The organism is Mycobacterium sp. TY814 (assembly GCF_030755175.1).
In the GTDB taxonomy this organism is placed as follows: domain Bacteria; phylum Actinomycetota; class Actinomycetes; order Mycobacteriales; family Mycobacteriaceae; genus Mycobacterium.
This window is the reverse complement of sequence record NZ_JAUFRY010000001.1, coordinates 1545632-1568485: the sequence shown is the minus strand read 5'-3', so window position 1 is coordinate 1568485 and position 22854 is coordinate 1545632. Positions and strand designations below refer to the sequence as shown.

The following is a 22854-nucleotide window of genomic DNA, read 5'->3' as shown; positions in this document are numbered from 1 at the left end:
GGGGTCGCCTGAAAGACTCCTACCCAACAGGGGAACAAAGCTGTGCTGTCGAGATTGCTGCGCCTTGGTGAAGGTCGCATGGTCAAACGCCTCAAGAAGGTGGCCGACTATGTGAACACGTTGTCCGACGACGTCGAGAAACTCACCGACGCGGAGCTGCGGGCCAAAACCGACGAGTTCAGGAAGCGTCTCGCCGACGAGAAGAACCCCGAAGACCTCGAAGACCTGCTCCCCGAGGCGTTCGCGGTGGCCCGCGAGGCCGCCTGGCGGGTGCTCGACCAGCGCCCCTTCGATGTGCAGGTGATGGGTGCTGCCGCGCTGCACCTGGGCAACGTCGCCGAGATGAAGACCGGTGAAGGCAAGACCCTGACCTGTGTGTTGCCGGCCTACCTCAACGCGCTGGCCGGCAAGGGCGTGCATGTCGTCACCGTCAACGACTACCTGGCAAAACGCGACAGCGAGTGGATGGGCCGGGTGCACCGCTTCCTCGGCCTGGACGTCGGGGTGATCCTGGCCCAGATGACCCCGGAGGAGCGTCGTGTCGCCTACAACGCCGACATCACCTACGGCACCAACAACGAGTTCGGCTTCGACTACCTGCGCGACAACATGGCCCATTCGCTGGACGACCTGGTGCAGCGCGGCCACAACTTCGCCATCGTCGACGAGGTCGACTCCATCCTGATCGACGAGGCGCGCACCCCGCTGATCATCTCCGGGCCTGCCGACGGCGCGTCCAACTGGTACTCCGAGTTCGCCCGGCTGGCGCCGCTGATGCAGAAGGACACCCACTATGAGGTGGACCTGCGCAAACGCACGGTCGGCGTGCACGAGAAGGGCGTGGAGTTCGTCGAGGACCAGCTCGGCATCGACAACCTCTACGAGGCCGCCAACTCACCGCTGGTCAGCTACCTGAACAACGCGCTGAAGGCCAAGGAGCTGTTCAACCGCGACAAGGACTACATCGTCCGCAACGGCGAGGTGCTCATCGTCGACGAGTTCACCGGCCGTGTGCTCATCGGTCGCCGCTACAACGAGGGCATGCACCAGGCCATCGAGGCCAAAGAGCACGTGGAGATCAAGGCCGAGAACCAGACGCTGGCCACCATCACCCTGCAGAACTACTTCCGGCTCTACGACAAGCTGGCCGGCATGACCGGTACCGCCCAGACCGAGGCGGCCGAGCTGCACGAGATCTACAAGTTGGGTGTCGTCCCGATCCCGACCAACAAGCCGATGGTCCGCACCGACCAGTCCGACCTCATCTACAAGACCGAAGAGGCCAAGTACATCGCGGTGGTCGACGACGTCGCCGAGCGGTACGAGAAGGGCCAGCCGGTCCTGATCGGCACCACCAGCGTGGAGCGCTCGGAGTATCTGTCGCGCCAGTTCACCAAGCGCCGCATCCCGCACAACGTCCTGAACGCCAAGTACCACGAGCAGGAGGCGGGCATCATCGCCGAGGCCGGCCGGCGTGGGGGCATCACCGTGGCCACCAACATGGCCGGCCGCGGTACCGACATCGTGCTGGGCGGCAACGTCGACTTCCTCACCGACAAGCGGCTGCGCGAGCGCGGCCTGGACCCGGTGGAAACGCCCGAGGAATACGAAGAGGCGTGGCACCAGGAGCTGCCCAAGGTCAAGAAGGAAGCAAACGCAGAGGCCGCCGAAGTAATCGAAGCCGGCGGCCTGTACGTGCTGGGCACCGAACGCCACGAGTCGCGCCGCATCGACAACCAGTTGCGCGGCCGCTCCGGCCGCCAGGGTGACCCGGGGGAGTCGCGCTTCTACCTGTCGCTCGGCGACGAGCTGATGCGCCGCTTCAACGGGGCCGCGCTGGAGAGCCTGCTGACCCGGCTGAACCTGCCCGACGACGTGCCGATCGAGGCGAAGATGGTCACCCGCGCCATCAAGAGCGCGCAGACCCAGGTCGAGCAGCAGAACTTCGAGATGCGCAAGAACGTCCTGAAGTACGACGAGGTGATGAACCAGCAGCGCAAGGTGATCTACGCCGAGCGCCGCCGCATCCTGGAGGGGGAGAACCTCAAGGAACAGGCGAAGGAGATGCTGACCGACGTCATCACCGCCTACGTCAACGGGGCGACCATTGAGGGATACGCCGAGGACTGGGACCTCGACGCGTTGTGGACGGCGCTCAAGACGCTGTACCCGGTGGGCATCAGCCACGAGGCACTCACCCACCACGACGCGGACTCCGAGCGCGACGACCTGACCCGCGAGGAACTCCTCGACGCGCTGCTCAAGGATGCCGACAAGGCTTATGCCGCAAGGGAAGCCGAGCTCGAGGAGATCGCCGGCGAGGGCGCGATGCGTCAGCTGGAGCGCAACGTGCTGCTCAATGTGATCGACCGCAAGTGGCGCGAGCACCTCTATGAGATGGACTACCTCAAGGAGGGCATCGGGCTGCGGGCGATGGCCCAGCGCGACCCGCTGGTCGAATACCAGCGCGAGGGCTACGACATGTTCATGGCCATGCTCGACGGCATGAAGGAGGAGTCGGTCGGCTTCCTGTTCAACGTCAGCGTGGAGGCGGTGCCGGCACCTCAGGTCGACGTTGCGCCGGTCGAAGCGCCCGAGGGCTTGGCCGAGTTCGCCACTGCCGCAGCGGCTTCCGACGGCGACGACGAGCCCGTGCGCGCGAAAGAGCCGGTGAGTACGTTGCGCGCCAAGGGAATCGACGACAGCGACACGCCCGCGCTCACCTACTCCGGCCCATCGGAAGACGGTTCGGCGCAACTGCAGCGCAACGGCGGCGGGGCGGCGAAAACCTCGGCCGGTGCGGCCGCCGGCGGCAGTCGCCGCGAGCGGCGTGCCGCGGCGCGCCAGCAGGGCCGCGGTGCCAAGCCCCCCAAATCGGTCAAGAAGCGCTAGCGTCCGGGATCGGCGCCATGCGCGGCGCCGAGTGTGAAGCTGGCCGCACGCTCGACGCCGAACGTGCGGCTGGCTGCACGTTCGAGCAACCGGGCGCTGGCTCAGCCCCCAGCACGAACGCGTCGACCGGCGCAGCGTGCCCCCGCAGGTTCAGGGGGCGACGCGGAGCCGTCCCGACGCGCTCGTCGGCCACTCCGGCAGCGACGAGCAACTCTCCGCCGGCAGCGTGCTGCTGCATGCGTGCGGCGACGTTGACCGGATCACCCAGCGCGGTGAAGTCGACGACGGCGCCACCGACGTTGCCGACGTACGCGACGCCGGCGTTGACCGCCACACCCAACTCCAGCCACGGCCCCTCGGCGCGGCCGTAGCCGACCGCTCTGAGCAGGTCCAGCCCGGCCGCGAGCGCATGGCTGCGGTAGTGCGGACCGCTGATGCCGCGCACGAAGAAGGCCATCACCTCATCGCCGATGAGCTTGTCGATCACCGCATCGTGACGCAGCAGCGTCTGGGTCGCGGCGCCGTAGAACCGGTTGAGCAGCGCCGCGAAGTGCGTCGCCGCACCGCGCTGTCCCAGGGCGGTGGACCCGCGGACGTCGGCGAACAGCACCGCGACATCCACCTCGGCACCACCTGCGGGAAGCGCGTCGCAACAACGGCTGCACAGGTTGGGGTTCTTGCGCGACGGACTGAACCCGGCGACGGCCAGCACCCGCCCGGCAGGGCCGCCGAACGGGTTGTTGCACAGCTTGCACCGTGGCGCCGAGGGCAGATAGCGGAACACGCGTCGCGCCTTGACCAACGACGCATGCCCTTCGGTCAGCACGCTGTGCCAGGGGTTGTGCTCGATCACCGTCACCATGGGCCGAGGGTAGGCCGGCGAACCGGGCAGTCGCATGGGGCAACTGCCCCAGAAAGTGCAGAATGAGGTCGTGCACCCGACGCTGCACGACCCGCCGAAAGGCCTGCGCAAGGCCGAGTTGCTGGCGGCCATCTCGCTGGCGATCGACCTCGGTCTGGGTCAGCCGATGGAACACATGCTGCGGTCCACCCTGATCGCGACTCGCATTGCCGACCGGATGGGCCTGGACGCGCGGCAGCGCGCGACGGTGTACTACGCCAACCTGGTGGGCTGGATCGGGTGTCACGCCGATTCCCATGAGCTCTCGGCGCTGTTCGGTGACGACATCGCCTTCCGTGCCGACACCTACGGGGTGGACATGGCCGGCCTGCCGTTCCTGCGTCTCATGGTCAGTCACGTGGGGCGCGGGCTGCCGGTGTGGGAACGCGGCCTGCGTTCGGCGGCCTTCCTGCTCACCGCGCGCAATCAAGTGGCCAATCTCATCAGTTCGCACTGCAGTTCGGCCGGGGTGCTGTCTGACCGGATCGGACTCGACAGTGACGTCGCAACGGCGCTGGCGTACATCTTCGAGCGCTGGGACGGCCGGGGGATGCCGAATGGTGCTCGGGAAGAAGAGATTCCGCTCGAAATACACATAGTCCACCTGTCCGATGTCATCGAGGTCCACCTGCGCACGGGCGGCCTGGATCAGGCGCTCGAGATCGCCCGGGCCCGGCGTGGCACACAGTTCAGCCCCGCCGTGGCCGATGTCTTCATCGCCGATGCCGCCGCGATCGTGGACGGGCTCCTCGAAATCGATGTGTGGACCGCGGCTCTGGCGCAGGCGCCGGATCGCGACCGCATCATCGGTGCTGAGGAGATCAACGAATTACTCAGGGCGATGGCGGATTTCGTCGACTTGAAGTGTCCCTGCTCGCCGGGGTACTCCCGCGGTGTCGCCGACCTCGCGGCCGCGGCGGCCCGGCACTGCCGGATGCCCCCGGCCGATATCACCCGTTTGTACCGTGCGGGCCTGGTCCAGGGTCTCGGCAGACTGGGGGTCTCCAACCAGATCTGGGAGAAGAAGGGGCCGCTGAGCACCGCCGAATGGGAGCGGGTGCGGATGTACCCCTACCTGACGGGGCGGATACTGAGCCGGATCCAGGGTCTGGAGTCGGTGGTGTCCGTCGCCACCAAGCACGAGGAGCGTATCGACGGATCCGGCTTTCCCCGTGGGCTTTCCGGCAACGAACTGACGCCGCACGACCGGCTGCTGGCCGCCGTGGCGGCCTATCATCAATTGCTCGAGCCGCGCCCGAACCGGGCCGCTCTGGATCCGGCCGCCGCCGCCGCTCAGCTGCGCCAGGACGCGCGCGAGGGCCGCCTGGATGCCGAGTCGGTGGAAGCCGCCCTGGCCGCGGCCGGGCACCGGAGCACCCGGCGCGCCTCGTGGTCGGCGGGGCTCACCGCCCGGGAAGTGGAGGTCCTGCGGCTCGTCGCGCAGGGCCGGTCGAACCGGGAGATCGCCACTCAGTTGTTCATCGCCGAGAAGACCGCCCGCAATCACGTCGAGCGGATCTATGCGAAGTTGGGCGTCAACAACCGCACGCAGGCCAGTCTCGCGGCCATCGACCGTGGACTGATTTGAGGCAAGCGCCCCATGTAACCGATCCCGCGACCGGCCGATGATCTCCCACTATGACCACACGAGTAGATGCCATCGACGTGAGCCGCCGGGTCGGCACACGACAAATCCTGCAGCCGCTGTCGCTGTCCATCGAACCGGGCGAGCTGGTAGCCATCGCCGGCGGTAGCGGAGCGGGAAAGACCACCCTGTTGAAAATCCTTGCGGGACTTCAGCCGCCGTCCGCAGGTGAGGTGGTGCACAACCTGGCCGGTAGAGGTGCCGGTATCGGCTATGTACCTCAGGACGACATCATCCACCTCGAGATGCCGCTACGCCGCACGCTGCGCTACGCGGCGCGGCTGCGACTGCCGGCGGGCACCTCGGCCGCCGAGGCCGATCGTGCGGTCGAGGAGACCATGAATGATCTCGACCTGAGCGACCGGGCCGAGGTGCCGGTGCGTTCGCTGTCCGGCGGTCAGCGCAAGCGCGCCAGCATCGCGGTCGAACTGCTCACCCGCCCAACTCTTTTCTTCCTCGACGAACCCACCTCGGGGCTCGACCCCTCGACCGCGGCCGACGTGCTGCGGCTGCTGCGCGGCCTGACGGAGCGGGGGGTGACGGTCGTGCTGACCACGCACGAGCCGGCCAGCATCGACCGGTGCGACCGGGTGATCTTCCTGGCCCGCGACGGCCGTCTGGCATTCAGCGGCAGCCCGATGGATGCGCGGCGGTATTTCGGGGTGCAGGACCTCGCCGAGGTCTACGACAGACTGGCCAACGGCAGTCCCGTGATGACGTGGGCACCGCGCACCGCGGTCCGGCCCGGCCCCGTTCCCGCGTCCACTCCAGACATAAAGCGTCCGAGCATCTTTCAGCAGTGGTGGCTGCTGACGCGCCGCAATGTCGAGGTGCTGGCCCGAAACCGGCTGACACTGGCGGTGCTGCTCGGCTCACCGGTACTGGTGACGGCGATGATGGCGACGCTGTTCCGGCGCGGTGCGTTCGACGCCGGTGGCGCGGCCGACGTCGGCCCGGCCCAGATCGTCTTCTGGATCGCGTTCGACGGTTTCTTCTTCGGCCTGACCTACGGACTGCTGCAGATCGTGGGGGAGATCGCGGTGTTCCGGCGGGAGCGCCTCGCCGGGCTCAGTGTGGGCGCCTACGTGGCGTCCAAAGTCACCGCGCTGCTCCCGGTGCTGGCCGCGGTGAGTGCGGTGCTGCTGATCGTGCTGCGCGGTCTCGGCCGGCTGCCCGCCGCCGGGTGGCATGTGTACATCCTGCTGTTCGTGACGATGCTGATCGAAGCGACCTCCGCGCTGGCCCTCGGCCTGCTCGCCTCCGCCGCGGTGCACAACGCCGCGCAGGCCGCACTCGCGCTGCCCATGCTGTGCTTCCCGCAGGTGCTGTTCGGTGGTGCCATCGTCCCGGTGGACAAAATGGCATTCCCGGGACGGCTGATGAGCCTCGGCCTGGCCAACCGGCACGCCTTCGAAGCGCTGGGCCGCGACCTCGATCTGGACCGGCTCACCGCCACGCTGCCGGCCATGTCCGCCTACCGGTCGACGTTCAACGGCGGCACCGGCGGGAGTCTGCTCGCGCTCGGCGCATTCGCCGTCGTCCTGACGCTGGCCACCATCTGGGTGCTGGACCGGCGCTCGGCCGTCAGGTGGGCCGGCTGAGCGAAACCCGGCCCACCTCCTCTAGCGCAGCAGTGCCGCGGGGCTGTTCGAACAGCACCTCGGCACTGCGGCCGTCCACCAGCAGGGTGGCGATGGTGTTTCCGAACAGCGGACCGCAGGTGTTCGCCCAGGACAACGGCATCGACGGGACGCGGTGCAGACGTGCCCACCATCGGGCCAGCTGCGCGGCGGGACACGTCCACGCGAGCGTGAACACCGGCTTGACGAACAGCGGCACGTAGTTGTTCACCGGCGAGCACACCAGCTGGTGCACCGCGGCCGGCGCATCGGGCGCACCGGTCCACGCGACGCGCGCGGCGTAACTGTGGTGCACGTCGCCGGACAACACGTTGACGGTGGCGGGCCCGTCGGGGCGGCCGGCCACCGAGTGAATCAGCTCCGCGAGCCGCTCGAACGACTTATGGAACGCTGGCCAATGCTCGAGATCCAAAGCCTGGCGGGTCTTTTCGGCGATCCTGCCACGCAGCCCCGGCCGGTCGGCGTTACGCTCGTTGGCCGCTTCCAGGTCCCCGAGCGCGGGCGGCATGAGCCACGGCACCGACGAAGCCAGCATCAGATGGTCCAATTCGTCGAGGCGGTCGGCTACCTGTGCTTCCACCCAGGCGAACTCGTGGTCCCCGACCATCATGCGCCGACCGGAGTCCAGGATCCGGCCGTTGCGGGAGTCGATCATGATGAGCCGGCTGCGTCCCAGGTCCCAGCGGTAGCTGAACCGGACGCCCTTGGTGCCATCCACCTCCGCATCGGCGCGGTCGGCCAGCTCGGTCAGCTGCGGCCAGGTGTCGCCGTCGGTCGTGATCAGCCGCCGATAGTCCTCGTCGGCGGCCAACTCCTGCGGGCTCAGATTGCCCAGGTGTTGGTATACCCAGTAGGAGGCCAGGCCCGCCCGGATCCGGTCGCGCCACCACGGCTTCTCGTTCATCTCGGCACGCCACGGCGCCGACGTGTTCCAGTCGTCCCTGATGTCGTGGTCGTCGAAGATCATCGCGGTGGGAACCGTGGACATCAGCCATCTGATCTCCGGATCGCTCCACGAATGCCGGTACAGCCGTTCATATTCGGCGAAACTCACCACCTCGTCCGGCGGTCGCTTGGCGCGCGTGGTCCGGGTGCGGCGGCCGGCCAGGCGCCGTCTGGCTTCGGGAGTCAGTTCGTCGGCGTACAGCTGGTCGCCGAGCAGGATCAGTGCCTCTGGCCAGTCGTCGATCGGCTGGGTGGCCATCCGCGCGGCGTAGACGTCCAGCGCGTCGAGTCCGAGTTTCGACTCGACGCTGGCGTCGTCGGTCTTGGGATAACGGCACGATCCGAAGATGGCCTGCAACCGGCCGGTGGATTTCGGCCCCCGGGTGCGGATGACGCTCGGCGGGAAGGGTGAGTCCGGCAGCGGCCAGACGACTTCGCCGTCGCACCTGACCTCGTATTCGGTGACCGTGTCCGGAGTCAGCCCGGTGACCGTCACCAGAGCGTAGTGATGACCCTGAACGGCGAACGTCCGCGCGGATGCCCCCAGTACGTCCACCGTTGCCGCACTGTCGGTTTGGACCCACACCAATGCCGTCGTGTCGGATACGTGCCGCAACGCGGGCCCGAGCAAGAGCGCCATCAAACCACCCTACGGGCACCGATGTTTGAGGCATCCGCCCCATGACCCGATTCGTCTCTCCGGCGAACAATCAGCTCATGAAACGCACTCTGACAATCGGTTACGGCGCCCTGAGTTACCTGATCTTCCTGGTCGCCTTCGGCTATGCCGTCGGCTTCGCCGGCGCAATCCTGGTGCCGCGCACGGTGAACAATGGCATCACCGCCCCGCTGTGGCAGGCCGTGCCGATCAACCTGGCGCTACTGGGCCTGTTCGGCGTGCAGCACAGCGTGATGGCCCGGCCCGCCTTCAAACGCTGGTGGACCCGATGGGTGCCGGCGGCGATCGAGCGCAGCACCTATGTGCTGCTGGCCAGTGCGGTGCTGCTGCTGCTCTACTGGCAGTGGCGCGCCATGCCTGGCCAACTGTGGGAGGTCCGTCAGCCTGCGGGGCGCTGGGCGATCTGGGCGCTGTTCTGGCTCGGGTGGGCGATCGTGTTGTCCTCGACCTTCATGATCAACCATTTCGACCTGTTCGGGCTGCGACAGGTGTACCTGGCATGGCAGGGAAAGCCTTACCGCGAGTTGGGTTTTCGCACCCACCTGCTCTACCGGGTGGTACGCCACCCGCTGATGCTGGGCTTCCTGGTGGCATTCTGGGCGGCCCCCACGATGACGGCCGGGCACCTGCTGTTCTCGGTCGGCATCACGGCCTACATCCTGGTGGCCCTGCAGCTGGAAGAGCACGACCTGACCGCACACCTGGGTGAGCGGTACCGCGACTACCAGCGCCGGGTACCGATGCTGATCCCTGTTCCTTCTGGCCGGAGATTCGTCAAGGATGGACACCATGGACGTCAAGGAGGTGCTGCTGCCAGGTGTCGGTCTGCGGTACGAATTCACCAGCCACCAGGGTGAGCGGATCGGCATCGTCGCACGGCGCAACGGTGACTTCGACGTAGTGGTGTACGGGGCGGAGGACCCGGACGAGGCCCGTCCGGTCTTCCGCCTGGCCGAGGACGAAGCCGAAGCCGTCGCCCAGATTTTCGGTGCGCCAAGGATTGCCGAGCGGTTTGCCGAACTTACCCGGGAAGTACCCGGACTGGAAGCGGGCCAAGTCCATGTCACGGTTGACAGTCCCTTCGTCGACCGTCCCCTCGGCGACACCCGTGCCCGAACCCGCAGCGGCGCGTCGATCGTCGCCATCGTGCGCGACGACGAGGTGCTGGCGTCGCCCGGTCCGGCGCAAACCCTGCGGGCACGGGACGTGTTGATCGTGATCGGCACCCAGGAGGGGATCGCCGCGGTCGAGCAGATCATCGGCAAGGGCTGAACCAGTGGAAGTTTCCAGTGCGCTGCTGTTTCAGCTCGGCGCACTCCTGACCATGCTTGCGCTGCTGGGGGCCGGCGCCCGACGGTTCGCGCTGTCCCCGATACCGGTTTATCTGATCGCGGGACTGGCGCTCGGCAAGGGCGGCCTACTTCCCGTGGCCGCTGCCGACGACTTCGTCATCACAGCGGCCCCCATCGGGGTCGTGCTGCTGCTGCTGACGCTGGGATTGGAGTTCTCCGCGACGGAATTCGCGTCCAGTCTGCGACACCATCTTCCGTCAGCCGGCGTCGACATCGTCCTCAACGCGATTCCAGGTGCGGTGGCAGGCTGGTTGCTGGGGATGAACGGGGTCGCCATACTGGCGCTGGCGGGTGTCACCTACATCTCGTCTTCGGGCGTCATCGCGCGGTTGTTGGAAGACCTGGGACGCTTGGGCAATCGCGAGACACCCGCAGTGCTGGCCGTACTCGTACTCGAGGACTTCGCGATGGCGGGCTACCTGCCGCTGGTTGCCGTGCTGGCGGCGCGGGGCAACTGGGTCGACGCTGTCGGTGGCATGCTGGCGGCGATCGGTGCGCTGCTTGCGGCGTTCGCGGCGTCCTACCGCTGGGGCCATCACGTCGGCCGCCTGGTGACACATCCTGATTCCGAGCAGATGTTGCTACGCGTACTGGGCATCACGTTGATAGTGGCTGCGCTGGCCGAAACCCTGCGCGCATCCGCCGCGGTCGGCGCGTTCCTGGTGGGTCTCACACTGACCGGCGACACTGCTGAACGTGCCCGCAAAGTCTTGGGTCCGCTGCGAGATCTGTTCGGCGCCATATTCTTTCTGGCGATCGGGCTGTCGGTGGATCCCAAAGAGCTGCTGCCCATGCTGGCGGTAGCCATCGCACTGGCGGTCGTCACCTCGGCTACCAAGGTGCTCACCGGGATGTTCGCCGCGCGGCGTGACGGAGTGGCGCGCCGCGGACAGTTGCGGGCCGGCACGGCGCTGATCGCCAGGGGCGAATTCTCCCTGATCATCATCGGGCTCGTCGGCACATCGATCCCGGCGGTGGCGGCGCTGGCGACCGCCTATGTGTTCATCATGGCGATCGCTGGCCCGGTGTTGTCCCGGTACACCGGTGGCCGGTTGCCGGCGAAAACCAGGTAGTGATCAGCCGATGTGCAGCGCCACCACCAGCCATCGGCCCGGGGGCAGCCGTTCCACCCGGCAGGCGATGGCGTGGACCCGCTCGCCGCGGCTGTACGAGCCGAACACCTCGGCCGCGTCATCGCCGAGGGCAGGCTGAACCCGCATTCGCCGTAGCACCGCGGCCCCCGTCGTGCCGGCTGCCGCGCGGCTGACCGCAACCACCGCATCGACCAGGTACGGCGCCAGCACCGCACCGAGTTGCGCGGCCGGGCGGCGGCGGTCGATCACCTCCAGCACGCGGCGCAGGGCGGCGTCGGCGAAGGTGGCGGCCTGACGCATCCGCGGAGACAACGGCGTCTTCGGCGCGGGGTGAGGGCGCGCGCGAGCGGCCGGCGCCGCCGCCGTCGGCAGACAACGCGGCGCGTCAGGGCCGGGCAGGTGTGTCGGCGGTTCGTAGTCGATCACCGGCGTTACGGCGGTGTCGGAAACGGGCACCCGTGGAGGGTGGCAGACGATCGCCGGTCTGCGGTATTCACCCACCGGCGTCCATCCACAACCGCTGCCGGCGCGAACCCCGACCTTCGCAGAACCGCGGATGCGGTTACCGTGGGCGACAACATGTCCCTGAAACGAAAGAGGGCGACTTGACGAGGAGGACCGAGCCGCGATGGTGACTCGTTTGTCCACTGCGGACGCGTCCTTCTACCGGCTGGAAAACACCGCCACCCCGATGTATGTCGGTTCGCTGTCGATTCTGCGCCGCCCGCGGGCCGGGTTGAGTTACGAGACGCTGCTGGCCACCGTTGAGCAGCGGTTACCGCAGATTCCGCGGTATCGGCAGAAGGTGCGCGAGGTCAAGTTCGGGATGGCCCGGCCGGTGTGGATCGACGACCGCGACTTCGACATCACCTATCACATCCGGCGCTCGGCGCTGCCGTCCCCGGGCAGCGACGAGCAACTGCACGAACTGATCGCGCGGCTGGCCGCGCGGCCCCTGGACAAGTCCCGGCCGCTGTGGGAGATGTACCTCGTCGAAGGTCTGGCAAAGAACCGCATCGCGATCTACACAAAGTCGCACCAGGCGCTGATCAACGGCATGGGCGCGCTGGAGATCAACCATGTGATCGCCGACCGGACGCGCCGGTCCCCGGCGTTCCCAGAGGACATCTGGGTTCCCGAACGCGACCCCGGCAGCGCCCGGTTGATGGTCGGCGCCATCGGCGACTGGATCGCGGGTCCGGGCGCGCAGATGCGGGCCGTTGGATCCTCCCTCGCCGGCTTGGTGACCAGCTCCACTCAGATCGTCGAGGCCGGACGCCGGGTGGTCGACATCGCGCGCACGGTGGCGCGCGGCACCGCGCCCAGCAGCCCGCTCAACGCGCCCGTGTCGCGCAACCGACGGTTCACCGTCGCCCGCGGAAAGCTCGAAGACTATCGGGCGGTGCGCGCGCGCTACGACTGTGACATCAACGACGTGGTGCTCGCTGTCGTGACCGGGGCGCTGGGCAACTGGCTGATGTCGCGCGGCGAGGCCGTCTCGTCGACCGCGACGGTGCGCGCGCTCGCGCCGCTGTCGGTGTACGCCGACGAACAGCTCGACTCGACCGGTCCCGGTCAGGCGATGAGCGAGGTGACACCGTTTCTCGTCGACCTGCCGGTGGGGGAGGGCAACGCGGTGGTGCGGCTGTCACAGATCGCCCATGCCACCGAGTCCAATCCGGCGGCATCCAGCCGGGTCGACGCCCGGACGATCGTGACGTTGTCGGGTTTCGCCCCGCCGACCCTGCATGCGATGGGCATCCGGGTGGCGACCAGTTTCGCCGCCCGCTCCTACAACCTGCTGATCACCAACGCGCCGGGAGCGCAATCGCAGATGTACATCGCCGGCACCAAATTGCTGGAAACCGATGCCGTGCCGCCGTTGCTGCACAACCAGGCACTGGCCATCAGCGTGACGTCCTACAACGGCATGCTGTATTTCGGGATCAACGCCGACCGCGACGCGATGAGCGACGTCGACCTGTTGCCGGGCCTGCTGACCCAGGCGCTGGACGAGCTGCTGGAAGCTTCCCGGTAGTTCTGCCCCGGTACCGATACCATCCATTGATGTGAGCACTCCGAAGAAGAAGAAATCCGCGGCCGCGCCGAAGATTCCGAATGACCTGTATGAGGCCGAATTATTCCGGCTGCAAACGGAATTCGTGAAGCTGCAGGAGTGGGTGCGGCACACCGGAGCGCGGCTGGTGGTGATCTTCGAAGGCCGCGACGCCGCGGGCAAGGGCGGTGCCATCAAGCGGATCACCGAATACCTCAGCCCCCGGGTCGCTCACATCGCCGCGCTGCCGGTGCCGACCGACCGGGAACGCGGGCAGTGGTATTACCAGCGCTACATCACCCATCTGCCTGCCAAAGGCGAGATCGTGCTCTTCGACCGCTCGTGGTACAACCGCGCCGGAATCGAGAAGGTCATGGGATTCTGCACGCCCCACGAGCACGCGTTGTTCCTGCGCCAGACACCGATTTTCGAGCAGATGCTCATCGACGACGGCATACTGCTGCGCAAATACTGGTTCTCGGTCTCCGAGGGCGAGCAGTTGCGACGTTTCAAGGCAAGGCTCAATGACCCTGTGCGGCAATGGAAATTGAGTCCTACGGATATGGAGTCGGTGTACCGCTGGGAAGATTATTCGCGGGCCAAAGACGAGATGATGGTGCACACCGACACCCCGGTCAGCCCGTGGTATGTCGTGGAATCCGACATCAAGAAGCACGCGCGGCTGAACATGATGTCTCATCTGCTGTCCACCATCGAGTACCGCGATGTGGAAAAACCGGTCGTCAAGCTGCCGGCGCACCCGGTGGTCAGCGGAAACTACAAGCGGCCGGCGCGGGAATTGTCCAAGTACGTCGACGACCACGTCGCCCAATTGATGCGCGGCTCATGACCCAGGTCTACATCCCCGCCACGCTGGCGATGCTGCAGCAACTCGTCGCCGACGGATCCCTGCGCCCGGTCGGCGGCACCGCTTTCGCGGTGACACCGACACTGCGGGAGTCCTACGCAGAGGGCGATGACGACGAGCTCGCCGAGGTGGCATTACGCGAGGCGGCCCTGGCCTCCCTGCGATTGCTCGCGGTGGAGCCCGGTGGCGGGCTGCCTGCGCGACGCGCGGTGGTGGCGGCCGACGTCGACCCGGACGGGCTCGCTTTCCGTCCGGACCTCGACGACGCCGTCGTCAGGTTGTCCGGCTCGGTGCCCATAGACCGGGTGATCGCCGCATACGTGGACAACGCCGGCGCCGAACAGGCCGTGCTGGCGGCGATCGAGGTGATCGATGAGGCGGACCTCGGTGACGAAGACGCCGACCTGATCGTCGGCGATGCCCAGGATCATGACCTGGCCTGGTACGCCACCCAGGAGCTGCCCTTCCTGCTGGAGCTGCTCTGAACTAGCTACGGCACCGTAAGTTACGGTACCGTAGCTTTCGTTATGGGCATCAAGAACGCGGTACTGTCCGCCAACGTCGTCAACACCAGGCGGCCAAGCGTCGCCGGTGCCGATCGCCATCCCGGTTGGCATGTGATACGCAAGCTCGCTGCGCGAATTACCACCCCGCTGCTGCCCGACGACTACCTGCGCCTGGCCAACCCGCTGTGGTCGGCCCGTGAGTTACGGGGCCGCGTCGTGGAGGTACGACGCGAGACCGAGGACTCGGCGACGCTGGTCATCAAACCCGGCTGGGGATTCAGCTTCGACTACCAGCCCGGCCAGTACATCGGCATCGGCCTGTTCATCGACGGACGCTGGCGCTGGCGGTCCTACTCGCTCACGTCGAGCCCGGTGAGCGCCGGGACCATCACCATCACCGTCAAGGCGATGCCCGAAGGCTTCCTGTCCACCCACCTGGTGGCCGGTGTTGAACCGGGCACCATCGTCCGACTGGCCGCACCCCAGGGGAATTTCGTGCTGCCGGACCCGGCGCCGCCGGCGATCCTGTTCCTCACCGCCGGTTCCGGGATCACCCCGGTGATGTCGATGCTGCGAACTTTGTTGCGGCGCAACCAGATCGGCGATATCGCGCACCTGCATTCGGCGCCCACCGAAGCCGACGTCATGTTCGCCGCCGAACTCGCCGCACTGGCCGACAGCCACCCCGGTTATCGCCTGTCAATACGCGAGACCCGGGCTCAGGGTCGCCTCGATCTGTCCCGGCTCGACCACGAGGTGCCCGACTGGCGCGAGCGCCAGACGTGGGCCTGCGGGCCGGAGGGCATGCTCGACCAGGCCACCAAGGTGTGGGGCGCTGCGGGCATCGCCGACCGCTTGCACCTCGAACGCTTCGCGGTGGCCAAAGCGGCGCCGGCGGGAGCGGGCGGAACGGTGACGTTCGCCCGCAGTGGCAAGAGCGTGGCCGCCGATGCGGCGACGTCGGTGATGGACGCCGGCGAAGGGGCCGGTGTGCAGATGCCGTTCGGTTGCCGGATGGGTATTTGTCAGTCCTGCGTCGTCGACCTGGTGGAGGGTCATGTTCGTGACCTGCGCACCGGCCAGGAGCACGACCCGGGTACCCGCGTGCAGACGTGCGTGTCGGCCGCGTCGGGCGACTGCGTGGTCGACATCTAGAGTTACCCACAGGTAACCTACGGGTACGTAGGTTGACCCCGATCCACGAGGAGACCATGGCGATCACGGACGTCGACGTATTCGCGCACCTCACGGACGCCGACATCGAAAATCTGGCCGCCGAATTGGACGCGATACGCCGCGACATCGAAGACTCGCGCGGTGAGCGGGACGCACGCTACATCCACCGCACCATCGCCGCCCAGCGCGCGCTGGAGTTGTCCGGCCGGGTGATCCTGGCCGCCAGCTCCCGGCGCTCGGCCTGGTGGGCCGGCGCGGCGACCCTGGGCGTGGCCAAGATCATCGAGAACATGGAGATCGGCCACAACGTCATGCACGGCCAGTGGGACTGGATGAACGACCCCGAGATCCACTCCTCCACCTGGGAGTGGGACATGAGCGGGTCGTCCAAGCACTGGCGGTACACCCACAATTTCGTGCACCACAAGTACACCAACATCCTGGGCATCGACGATGACGTGGGTTACGGCTTGCTGCGCGTCACCCGCGACCAGCCCTGGAAACGCTTCAACATCTTCAATCTGGTGTGGAACAGCCTGCTGTTGCTGCTGTTCGAATGGGGCGTGGGCATGCAGCACGTCGAGATCGGCAAGATCGTCAAGAAGCGGATGGATCACGCCGAGGCTCGCGAGCGGATCGACGAGTTTCTCCTCAAGGCCGGCCGCCAGGTGTTCAAGGACTATGTCGCATTTCCGGCGCTCACCTCGGTGTCGCCGGGCGCGACCTACTCCTCGACACTGAAGGCCAACGTGCTGGCCAATGTGATCCGCAACGTCTGGGCCAACGCCGTGATCTTCTGCGGCCACTTCCCGGACGGCGCAGAGAAATTCACCAAGACCGACATGGTCGGTGAGACGCAGGGCCAGTGGTACTTGCGGCAGATGCTGGGGAGCGCGAACTTCGAGGGCGGTTGGTTGCTCCGGTTCATGAGCGGCAACCTGTGCCATCAGATCGAGCACCACCTCTACCCGGATCTGCCCAGTAACCGGTTGCACGAGATCTCGGTGCGGGTGCGCGAAGTCTGCGACAAGTACGACTTGCCTTACACCACAGGCTCATTCCTGGTGCAATACGGCAAGACGTGGCGCACGCTGGCCAAGCTGTCGCTGCCGGACAAGTACCTGCGCGACGGCGCCGACAATGCGCCCGAGACGCGCAGCGAGCGTATGTTCGCCGACCTGGGGCCGGATTTCGCCGGCACCGACCCGACGACCGGACGCCGCCGCGGGCTCAAGACGGCGATCGCCACCGTGCGCGGCTGGCGGCGCAACCGGCGGTCGGTGGCCGCGGCCCCCACATCCGGTTCCGACGACGACCTGGCGGCATAGCGCCGGCCAGGTTCGCCCGGGCGGCCATACTGGTCTAGTGCAGGTGTTCGTGGGGTCCCAGGTGTCGCACTGGGATTTTCCGCGAACCACGGCCAGCGTCGCCTTGATGGCCGAATTCGGTTGCCAGAACGGGCTTTCGGTGGCCGAGGTGCTCGCCGACTCCGGACTGTCGGAGGCCGACCTGCACGACCACGAGCGGATGATCCTGGGGCGTCAGGAACTCGCCGTCGCGACGAACCTGGTGAAGCTGCTCGGCGAGCCGGCCGATCTGGGCGTGCGGGTGGGCCGTAGTTACTACGTGGGCTCGTTCGGCATCTTCGGTTTCGCCTGCCTGACCAGCTCGACGCTGGGCGATGCCGTCCGGTTCGCGGCCCGCTACTACGACCTCAGTTACGGATTCTGCCTGCCGACGGTCACCGTGGAGGGGCCCGAAGTCGCGCTGCGACTCGACCTGCCCGACCTGACCGGTCCGGTTGCCGAATTCCTGATGCGGCGTGACCTGGCAGCGATCGCCCGGGTGATGTCGGAGTTGCTGGGCAGCCCCATTCCCTTCACCTCGATCGACTTCGCCGGTCCCGCGCCCGCCTCCGGAGTCGCCGCGGCCCGCGAGGCGTTCGGCGTGACTCCGGGCTATGACTCGCCCGCCACGGTGGCGCGCTGGCCGGTGGGGCTGCTGGACAACCGGCTACCGCAGGCCAGCGAGATCAGCAAAGTGATGTGCGAGCAGCAGTGCCAGGCGTTGCTGGAGCGCCGCCGGCAGCGCACCGGCGTCGCCCGGCGGGTTCGCGACCGGCTGGCGTCGATCGACGGCGAACCCCACACGATCGCGGCCGTCGCCCGGCAGCTGGCGATGAGCGAGCGGACACTGCGCCGGCGGCTGGCAGAGGAGAACACCACCTTCCGGGAACTGGTCGAGGAGGTCCACCGGGGGCTGGCCGAGGAGCTGCTGGCCACCGGCGCGCTGTCGGTGGAGGACGTGGCGCTGCGGCTGGGCTATGCCGAAGCGACCAGTTTCATCGCCGCGTTCAAGCGCTGGACGGGGACCACGCCGGCCCGCTATCAGCGGTCGGTCGCGCCACGTTTGGCCGGAATCATGGATTTGCCGACCGCAATCGGCTGACGCCGCGGCCCCGATCGCCTCTAACGTCGAACGTATGACATCGACACCCCGCGTTTTAGTGATCGGGGCCGGCTTCGGAGGCCTGGCCGCCGCCTACGAGCTGTCCAAGGACGGTCTCGCCGACGTCACGGTGCTGGAGAAGGCCGACGACATCGGCGGCGTGTGGCGGGAGAACACCTACCCCGGCGCCGCCTGCGACGTCCCGTCGAACCTGTACTCCTACTCCTTCTCCCGCAAGACCGACTGGGGCAGGCGGTACGCCGAGCAGCCCGACATCCTGGACTACATCCACGACACCGCCGACCGGTTCGGTCTGCGCGGACTGGTGCGCACCGGCGTCGAGGTCACCTCCGCCGAATACGACGACGGCACCGCCACCTGGCGGGTGACGACCTCGTCCGGCGACACCCTCAAAGCCGACGTGCTGGTGCCCGCGGTCGGGCAGCTGTCGCGGCCGGCGCTGCCGAACATCCCGGGGCTCGACACGTTCGCCGGTCCCTCGTTCCACTCCGCGCAATGGCGCCACGACGTCGACCTGACCGGCAAGCGGGTGGCCGTCCTGGGCACCGGCGCATCGGCGATCCAGTTCGTCCCGCGCATCCGCCAGGATGCGGCGCAGGTGACGGTCTTTCAGCGCTCCGCGCCCTACGTGGTGCCCAAGCTGGATCGCGCCTACACCGACAAGCACCACGCCGCGTTCGCGAAGGTCCCCGGATTCGCCGCCGCCATGCGCGGAACCATCTGGGAGACCACCGAACTACTGGGCTTCGCGCTGACCAAGGCGGCCCCGCTGGCGCGGGTGCTGAAGACCCTCGCGATGTCAAACCTCAAGCGCCACATCAAGGATCCGGTGCTGCGGGCCAAGCTCACGCCCGACTATCCGATCGGCTGCAAGCGCGTGCTGTTCAGCAGTGAGTGGTACCAGGCCCTGGCGTGCGACAACGTCGACGTCGAGACCGGCACCATCCGCGAGGTGACGCCGACGGGCGTGCGCACCGCGGACGGCCGGCTGCACGAGGTCGACGTGATCATCTACGGCACCGGATTCAAGGCCACCGAATTCCTCGCCCCGATGACCATCACCGGCCGCGAGGGCCGCGACCTGCACACCGAGTGGGCCGAGGGCGCCCGCGCCCACCTCGGCATGGCCGTTCCGGGCTTTCCGAACATGTTCCTGATCTACGGCCCCAACACCAATCTCGGCAGCAGCTCGATCATCCTGATGATGGAACAGCAGGCCCGCTACATCCGGCAGATCGTGCAGGAGCTGGCCCGCGGCGGGGTGGCTCGGGCATTCGAGGTCCGGCGCGATGTCGAGCAGTCCTACGACTCGGGGGTGCAGTCCCGCCTGGAGCGCGGGGTGTGGACCACCTGCGACTCCTGGTACCGCACCTCGTCGGGCCGGGTTACCACCAACTGGCCGGGACTGGTCCACGAATATCAGCGCCGCACCCGGTTCGCGGCTCTCGACGACTATCACGAAGTGCTACCGGTACGGGCGGAGGTCAACGCATGACTGGCTTCGACTACGACGTGCTCGTCATCGGGTCCGGCTTCGGCGGCAGCGTGACCGCACTGCGCCTGAGCGAAAAGGGTTACCGGGTAGGCGTTCTCGAAGCGGGCCGGCGGTTCCGCGACGAGGACTTCGCCAAGAACAGCTGGCACGTACGGGATTACCTGTTCAAGCCGTCGGTCGGCTGCTACGGCATCCAGCGGATCGACGTGTTGTCGGACGCTGTGGTGCTCAGTGGCGCCGGGGTGGGCGGTGGCTCGCTGGTCTATGCCAACACGCTGTACCAGCCCGGGGACTCGTTCTTCGCCGACCCGCGCTGGAGCGGCATCACCGACTGGAAAGACGAGCTCACCCCCTGGTACGACCAGGCCACCCGGATGCTCGGCGTCGAAACCTATCCGCGCACAACACCTTCGGACAAGGTGATGTTGCAGATCGCCACCGACCTGGGCGTCGCCGACTCCTTTCACGCCACCCCCGTCGGGGTGTGTTTCAGCGACGCGGAAGGCCTGGCCGCGCCGGGTGCGCCGGTGGGTGACCCCTATTTCGGTGGTGCCGGCCCGAACCGCAACGCCTGCCTGCACTGCGGCGAGTGCATGACCGGCTGCCGGCACAATGCCAAGAACACGCTGGTCAAGAACTACCTGTACCTGGCCGAAAAACTCGGCGCGACAATCCATCCGCTGACCACCGTGGTCGATGTCCGGCCACGCGGCGACGGCGGCTACGACGTGATAACCCGTCGCACCGGGAGCAAGATCCGCCGCCGGCGCCGGACGTTCACCGCCGAGCAGGTGGTGTTCTCGGCGGCCGCGCTCGGCACCCAGCGCCTGCTGCACCGGCTGCGCGACGGCGGCAGCCTCCCGCGCATCTCGCCGCGACTGGGGGAGTTGTCGCGCACCAACTCCGAGGCCATTCTGGCGGTGCGGGCGCGCCGTGACGATGTCGACTACTCCGAGGGAGTCGCCATCACGTCGTCGATCCACCCGGACGAGCACACCCACGTCGAACCCTGTCGTTACGGTCACGACTCCAACCTGATGGGGCTGATGGGCACGGTCCTCGTCGATGGACTGGACGGTGTCGGAAGACGGCGTGGCCGCTGGCGGACCGGGATGAAAGAGCTTGTGCGCCAACGCCAGGACCTGCGCCGGCTGCTCAACCCGCGCCGCTGGTCGCAACAGACCATCCCGCTGCTGGTGATGCAGACTCACGACAACTCGCTCACCACCTTCACCAGGCGTGGGCTGTTCGGTCGGCGCATGGTGACCCGGCAAGGCGTGGGCGAGCCGAACCCGACCTGGATACCCGTCGGCCACGAGGTCGCCCGCCGGGCGGCCGAGCACACCGACGGCATCGCCGGCGGGGCCTGGGCGGATCTGGCGGACATTCCGATGACGGGTCACTTCATCGGCGGCTGTGTCATCGGCGAGACCGCGGCAGACGGTGTCGTGGACCCCTACCACCGCATGCACGGGCACCCCGGTTTGCACGTCATCGACGGCTCGACCATCACCGCGAACCTGGGCGTGAATCCGTCGCTCACCATCACCGCGCTGGCCGAGCGCGCCGCGTCGCTGTGGCCGAACAAGGGCGAGCGGGATCCGCGCCCGCCCCTGGGCTCGTCCTACGTCCGCGTCGATCCGGTGCCGCCGGTCAGCCCGGCGGTTCCGGCGAGTGCGCCGGGGGCACTGCGGGGCAACCGGGACTACGCTCGATAGATGCTCGCAGCGTTCGGATTCGAAACCCTGGGTGTGGTCGTCGGCGACATGTACTTCGTCGACCCGTCCCCGATGACAGGTCAGGAAACCCCGGAACGGGGAGTGCGGCTCGAACTCCGTCTGGTCGACCGGGCCGATCCGCAGGGCTCGATCTACGCCGGCATCCCGATCACGTTCACCCGGCCGGTATGGCGGGTGGACCTGTTCGGATCCACCGAGAGCCCGCCGGGCACCCTGGACCGCGCCCATCACCACCCCCGGTTCGACGGATGGGAGCCCGGGCGGCGGCACTTCGTCCCTGAGCTTTCCGCCGATCCGGTGTCGTGGCTGGCCGGTCAACTGGCCGATCCGGCCGCGGTGCTGGAGCGGGCCGGCGTCGACGCCTCCGACGTCACCGAAGCCGACCTGACCGGGCTCGCCGCAACGGCGCCCGAGATCGTCGCCACCGTCAAGCGGATGCTCGACGGGGTGCGCGAGGGCCAGTTGGCCCCGTCACCTCCCGAGCCGGTGGCCGCGGCCCGCACCGGCTGGCTCTGAGTACGTGGGTCCCGTCATCATCGAGTGCGCCATCAACGGCGCAACTCCGAAGTCGGCCAATCCCCATGTGCCCGTTGATCCTTCGGAGATCACCGCCGACGCGCTGGCCTGCATCGAGGCCGGTGCGGCGATCATCCACAACCACATCGACCGCTACGGCGTGAGTGTGGAGGAGGCCGCCGAGCGTTATCTGCAAGCGTGGCGGCCCGTCCTCGCGGCCCGGCCCGACGCGCTGCTCTACCCAACGATCCACTTCGGCGAGGGCTTTTCCATCTCGTATGAACACCTTCTTCCGCTCGCCGCGGCCGGGCTGCGTGTCGGGCTGGCCGATCCCGGGTCGGTCAACCTCGGCGGCACCGACGCCGATGGCGTTCCCACCGGAAATCTGGTCTACAGCAACTCCTTTGACACCATCAGCCGCGCGTTCGAGATCTGCCACCAAGCCGGACTGGGTCCCAGTCTGGCCATCTACGAACCCGGCTTCCTGCGGACCACCCTCGCCTGGTGGCGAGCGGGGAGGTTGCCGCAGGGCGCGATGATCAAGCTCTACTTCTCCACCGAACTGGGCTACCTGGGAGCGCCGTTCGGGCTGCCCCCGACCGAGCGTGCACTTGAGGCGTATCTGGAACTGCTTGCGGGGTGTGACATTCCGTGGGCAGTCTCCGTCGTCGGAGGTGACCTGTGCGCCAGCCCGCTGGCCAGGCTCGCGCTCGAGCGCGGCGGGCACCTGCACCTGGGACTGGAGTTCTACCGGGGTGACCGCACCCCGACCAACGTGGAACTCGTGAACGAGGCCGTGGAGCTCTGCGAACAAGCCGGACGTGCCGTGGCCACTGCTGAGGAGGCCGCGCAGATACTCGGATTGCCACGGCTGCGGTAGC

19 protein-coding genes are annotated in these 22854 nt (G+C 67.5%); 16 read left to right on the top strand and 3 right to left on the bottom strand.

All coding sequences use genetic code 11. The features are described 5' to 3' along the window. Positions 1-42: 42 nt before the first annotated feature. Positions 43-2892 carry a preprotein translocase subunit SecA gene (gene secA / locus QXH22_RS06895; protein WP_306241966.1) on the top strand — a complete coding sequence of 950 codons (2850 nt, stop codon included), beginning with the start codon at positions 43-45 and terminating at the stop codon, positions 2890-2892. On the opposite strand, the gene QXH22_RS06890 is transcribed toward secA, so the two are convergent. Then, positions 2879-3754, bottom strand: coding sequence for an adenylate/guanylate cyclase domain-containing protein (locus QXH22_RS06890; protein WP_306275216.1), 876 nt, complete (start codon positions 3752-3754; stop codon positions 2879-2881). The two genes, secA and QXH22_RS06890, sit on opposite strands and share 14 nt — an antisense overlap. Before the next feature lie 70 nt (positions 3755-3824). Between QXH22_RS06890 and QXH22_RS06885 the strand changes: the two genes are divergently transcribed. Together QXH22_RS06885 and QXH22_RS06880 are read left to right on the top strand one after the other, a co-directional pair. Then, entirely contained in the window at positions 3825-5381 is a 1557-nt protein-coding gene (locus QXH22_RS06885; RefSeq protein ID WP_371934211.1) for an HD domain-containing phosphohydrolase, read from the top strand. 50 nt (positions 5382-5431) lie between these two features. Continuing rightward, the gene (locus QXH22_RS06880) at positions 5432-7039 is read left to right on the top strand and encodes an ATP-binding cassette domain-containing protein (protein ID WP_306275215.1); all 1608 of its coding nucleotides are present in this window, start codon (positions 5432-5434) and stop codon (positions 7037-7039) included. Here QXH22_RS06880 and QXH22_RS06875 read toward each other — a convergent pair. Continuing rightward, positions 7023-8663: an alkaline phosphatase D family protein gene (locus QXH22_RS06875; protein WP_306275214.1), complete on the bottom strand. Its 1641-nt coding sequence runs from the start codon at positions 8661-8663 to the stop codon at positions 7023-7025. The two genes, QXH22_RS06880 and QXH22_RS06875, sit on opposite strands and share 17 nt — an antisense overlap. 77 nt (positions 8664-8740) lie before the next feature. Here QXH22_RS06875 and mddA point away from each other — a divergent pair, with 77 nt between their 5' ends. From mddA to QXH22_RS06860, 3 genes are read left to right on the top strand one after another with little or no spacing between them, the layout of a single operon-like run. Next, entirely contained in the window at positions 8741-9559 is an 819-nt protein-coding gene (gene mddA / locus QXH22_RS06870) for a methanethiol S-methyltransferase (RefSeq protein WP_306241962.1), read from the top strand. After that, positions 9492-9974 (top strand): cation:proton antiporter regulatory subunit, encoded by a 483-nt coding sequence (locus tag QXH22_RS06865; protein ID WP_306241961.1) that lies wholly within the window; start codon positions 9492-9494, stop codon positions 9972-9974. Before mddA ends, QXH22_RS06865 begins: the two co-directional genes overlap by 68 nt. A gap of 4 nt (positions 9975-9978) precedes the next feature. Next, positions 9979-11127 (top strand): cation:proton antiporter, encoded by a 1149-nt coding sequence (locus QXH22_RS06860; RefSeq protein ID WP_306241960.1) that lies wholly within the window; start codon positions 9979-9981, stop codon positions 11125-11127. Positions 11128-11130: 3 nt separating this feature from the next. On the opposite strand, the gene QXH22_RS06855 is transcribed toward QXH22_RS06860, so the two are convergent. Further along, on the bottom strand, positions 11131-11604 hold the full coding sequence (locus QXH22_RS06855) for an Rv3235 family protein (RefSeq protein ID WP_306241959.1): 474 nt from the start codon (positions 11602-11604) through the stop codon (positions 11131-11133). Positions 11605-11776: 172 nt separating this feature from the next. Here QXH22_RS06855 and QXH22_RS06850 point away from each other — a divergent pair, with 172 nt between their 5' ends. The 10 genes from QXH22_RS06850 to QXH22_RS06805 are packed head-to-tail and all read left to right on the top strand — an operon-like array spanning position 11777 to position 22853. Beyond that, complete coding sequence (locus tag QXH22_RS06850; RefSeq protein WP_306241958.1) at positions 11777-13186, top strand: wax ester/triacylglycerol synthase family O-acyltransferase; 1410 nt, start codon at positions 11777-11779, stop codon at positions 13184-13186. Between the two features lie 31 nt (positions 13187-13217). Further along, positions 13218-14054 carry a polyphosphate kinase 2 gene (ppk2, locus tag QXH22_RS06845; RefSeq protein ID WP_306241957.1) on the top strand — a complete coding sequence of 279 codons (837 nt, stop codon included), beginning with the start codon at positions 13218-13220 and terminating at the stop codon, positions 14052-14054. After that, positions 14051-14557 carry a hypothetical protein gene (locus QXH22_RS06840; protein WP_306241956.1) on the top strand — a complete coding sequence of 169 codons (507 nt, stop codon included), beginning with the start codon at positions 14051-14053 and terminating at the stop codon, positions 14555-14557. The genes ppk2 and QXH22_RS06840 overlap by 4 nt, the downstream gene beginning before the upstream one ends. A gap of 42 nt (positions 14558-14599) precedes the next feature. Then, on the top strand, positions 14600-15733 hold the full coding sequence (locus tag QXH22_RS06835; RefSeq protein ID WP_306241955.1) for a ferredoxin reductase: 1134 nt from the start codon (positions 14600-14602) through the stop codon (positions 15731-15733). 56 nt (positions 15734-15789) lie between these two features. Further along, positions 15790-17082 carry a fatty acid desaturase gene (locus QXH22_RS06830; RefSeq protein WP_306241954.1) on the top strand — a complete coding sequence of 431 codons (1293 nt, stop codon included), beginning with the start codon at positions 15790-15792 and terminating at the stop codon, positions 17080-17082. Positions 17083-17119: 37 nt separating this feature from the next. Then, complete coding sequence (locus tag QXH22_RS06825; RefSeq protein ID WP_306241953.1) at positions 17120-18202, top strand: AraC family transcriptional regulator; 1083 nt, start codon at positions 17120-17122, stop codon at positions 18200-18202. Positions 18203-18236: 34 nt separating this feature from the next. Continuing rightward, positions 18237-19718, top strand: a complete 1482-nt coding sequence (locus QXH22_RS06820) for an NAD(P)/FAD-dependent oxidoreductase (RefSeq protein ID WP_306241952.1) — start codon at positions 18237-18239, stop codon at positions 19716-19718. Continuing rightward, complete coding sequence (locus QXH22_RS06815; RefSeq protein ID WP_306241951.1) at positions 19715-21436, top strand: GMC oxidoreductase; 1722 nt, start codon at positions 19715-19717, stop codon at positions 21434-21436. Before QXH22_RS06820 ends, QXH22_RS06815 begins: the two co-directional genes overlap by 4 nt. Beyond that, positions 21437-21973, top strand: coding sequence for a hypothetical protein (locus QXH22_RS06810; protein ID WP_306241950.1), 537 nt, complete (start codon positions 21437-21439; stop codon positions 21971-21973). It abuts the gene before it with no gap. Positions 21974-21977: 4 nt separating this feature from the next. Further along, the gene (locus tag QXH22_RS06805) at positions 21978-22853 is read left to right on the top strand and encodes a 3-keto-5-aminohexanoate cleavage protein (protein WP_306241949.1); all 876 of its coding nucleotides are present in this window, start codon (positions 21978-21980) and stop codon (positions 22851-22853) included. Position 22854 lies beyond the last annotated feature (1 nt).

Coding starts and splice junctions, on each gene's coding strand:
- QXH22_RS06890 (WP_306275216.1), bottom strand. CDS start 3,754: ATGGTGACGGTGATCGAGCACAACCCCTGGCACAGCGTGCTGACCGAA.
- QXH22_RS06880 (WP_306275215.1), top strand. CDS start 5,432: ATGACCACACGAGTAGATGCCATCGACGTGAGCCGCCGGGTCGGCACA.
- QXH22_RS06875 (WP_306275214.1), bottom strand. CDS start 8,663: ATGGCGCTCTTGCTCGGGCCCGCGTTGCGGCACGTATCCGACACGACG.
- mddA (WP_306241962.1), top strand. CDS start 8,741: ATGAAACGCACTCTGACAATCGGTTACGGCGCCCTGAGTTACCTGATC.
- QXH22_RS06865 (WP_306241961.1), top strand. CDS start 9,492: ATGGACGTCAAGGAGGTGCTGCTGCCAGGTGTCGGTCTGCGGTACGAA.
- QXH22_RS06850 (WP_306241958.1), top strand. CDS start 11,777: ATGGTGACTCGTTTGTCCACTGCGGACGCGTCCTTCTACCGGCTGGAA.
- QXH22_RS06840 (WP_306241956.1), top strand. CDS start 14,051: ATGACCCAGGTCTACATCCCCGCCACGCTGGCGATGCTGCAGCAACTC.
- QXH22_RS06835 (WP_306241955.1), top strand. CDS start 14,600: ATGGGCATCAAGAACGCGGTACTGTCCGCCAACGTCGTCAACACCAGG.
- QXH22_RS06830 (WP_306241954.1), top strand. CDS start 15,790: ATGGCGATCACGGACGTCGACGTATTCGCGCACCTCACGGACGCCGAC.
- QXH22_RS06820 (WP_306241952.1), top strand. CDS start 18,237: ATGACATCGACACCCCGCGTTTTAGTGATCGGGGCCGGCTTCGGAGGC.
- QXH22_RS06815 (WP_306241951.1), top strand. CDS start 19,715: ATGACTGGCTTCGACTACGACGTGCTCGTCATCGGGTCCGGCTTCGGC.
- QXH22_RS06810 (WP_306241950.1), top strand. CDS start 21,437: ATGCTCGCAGCGTTCGGATTCGAAACCCTGGGTGTGGTCGTCGGCGAC.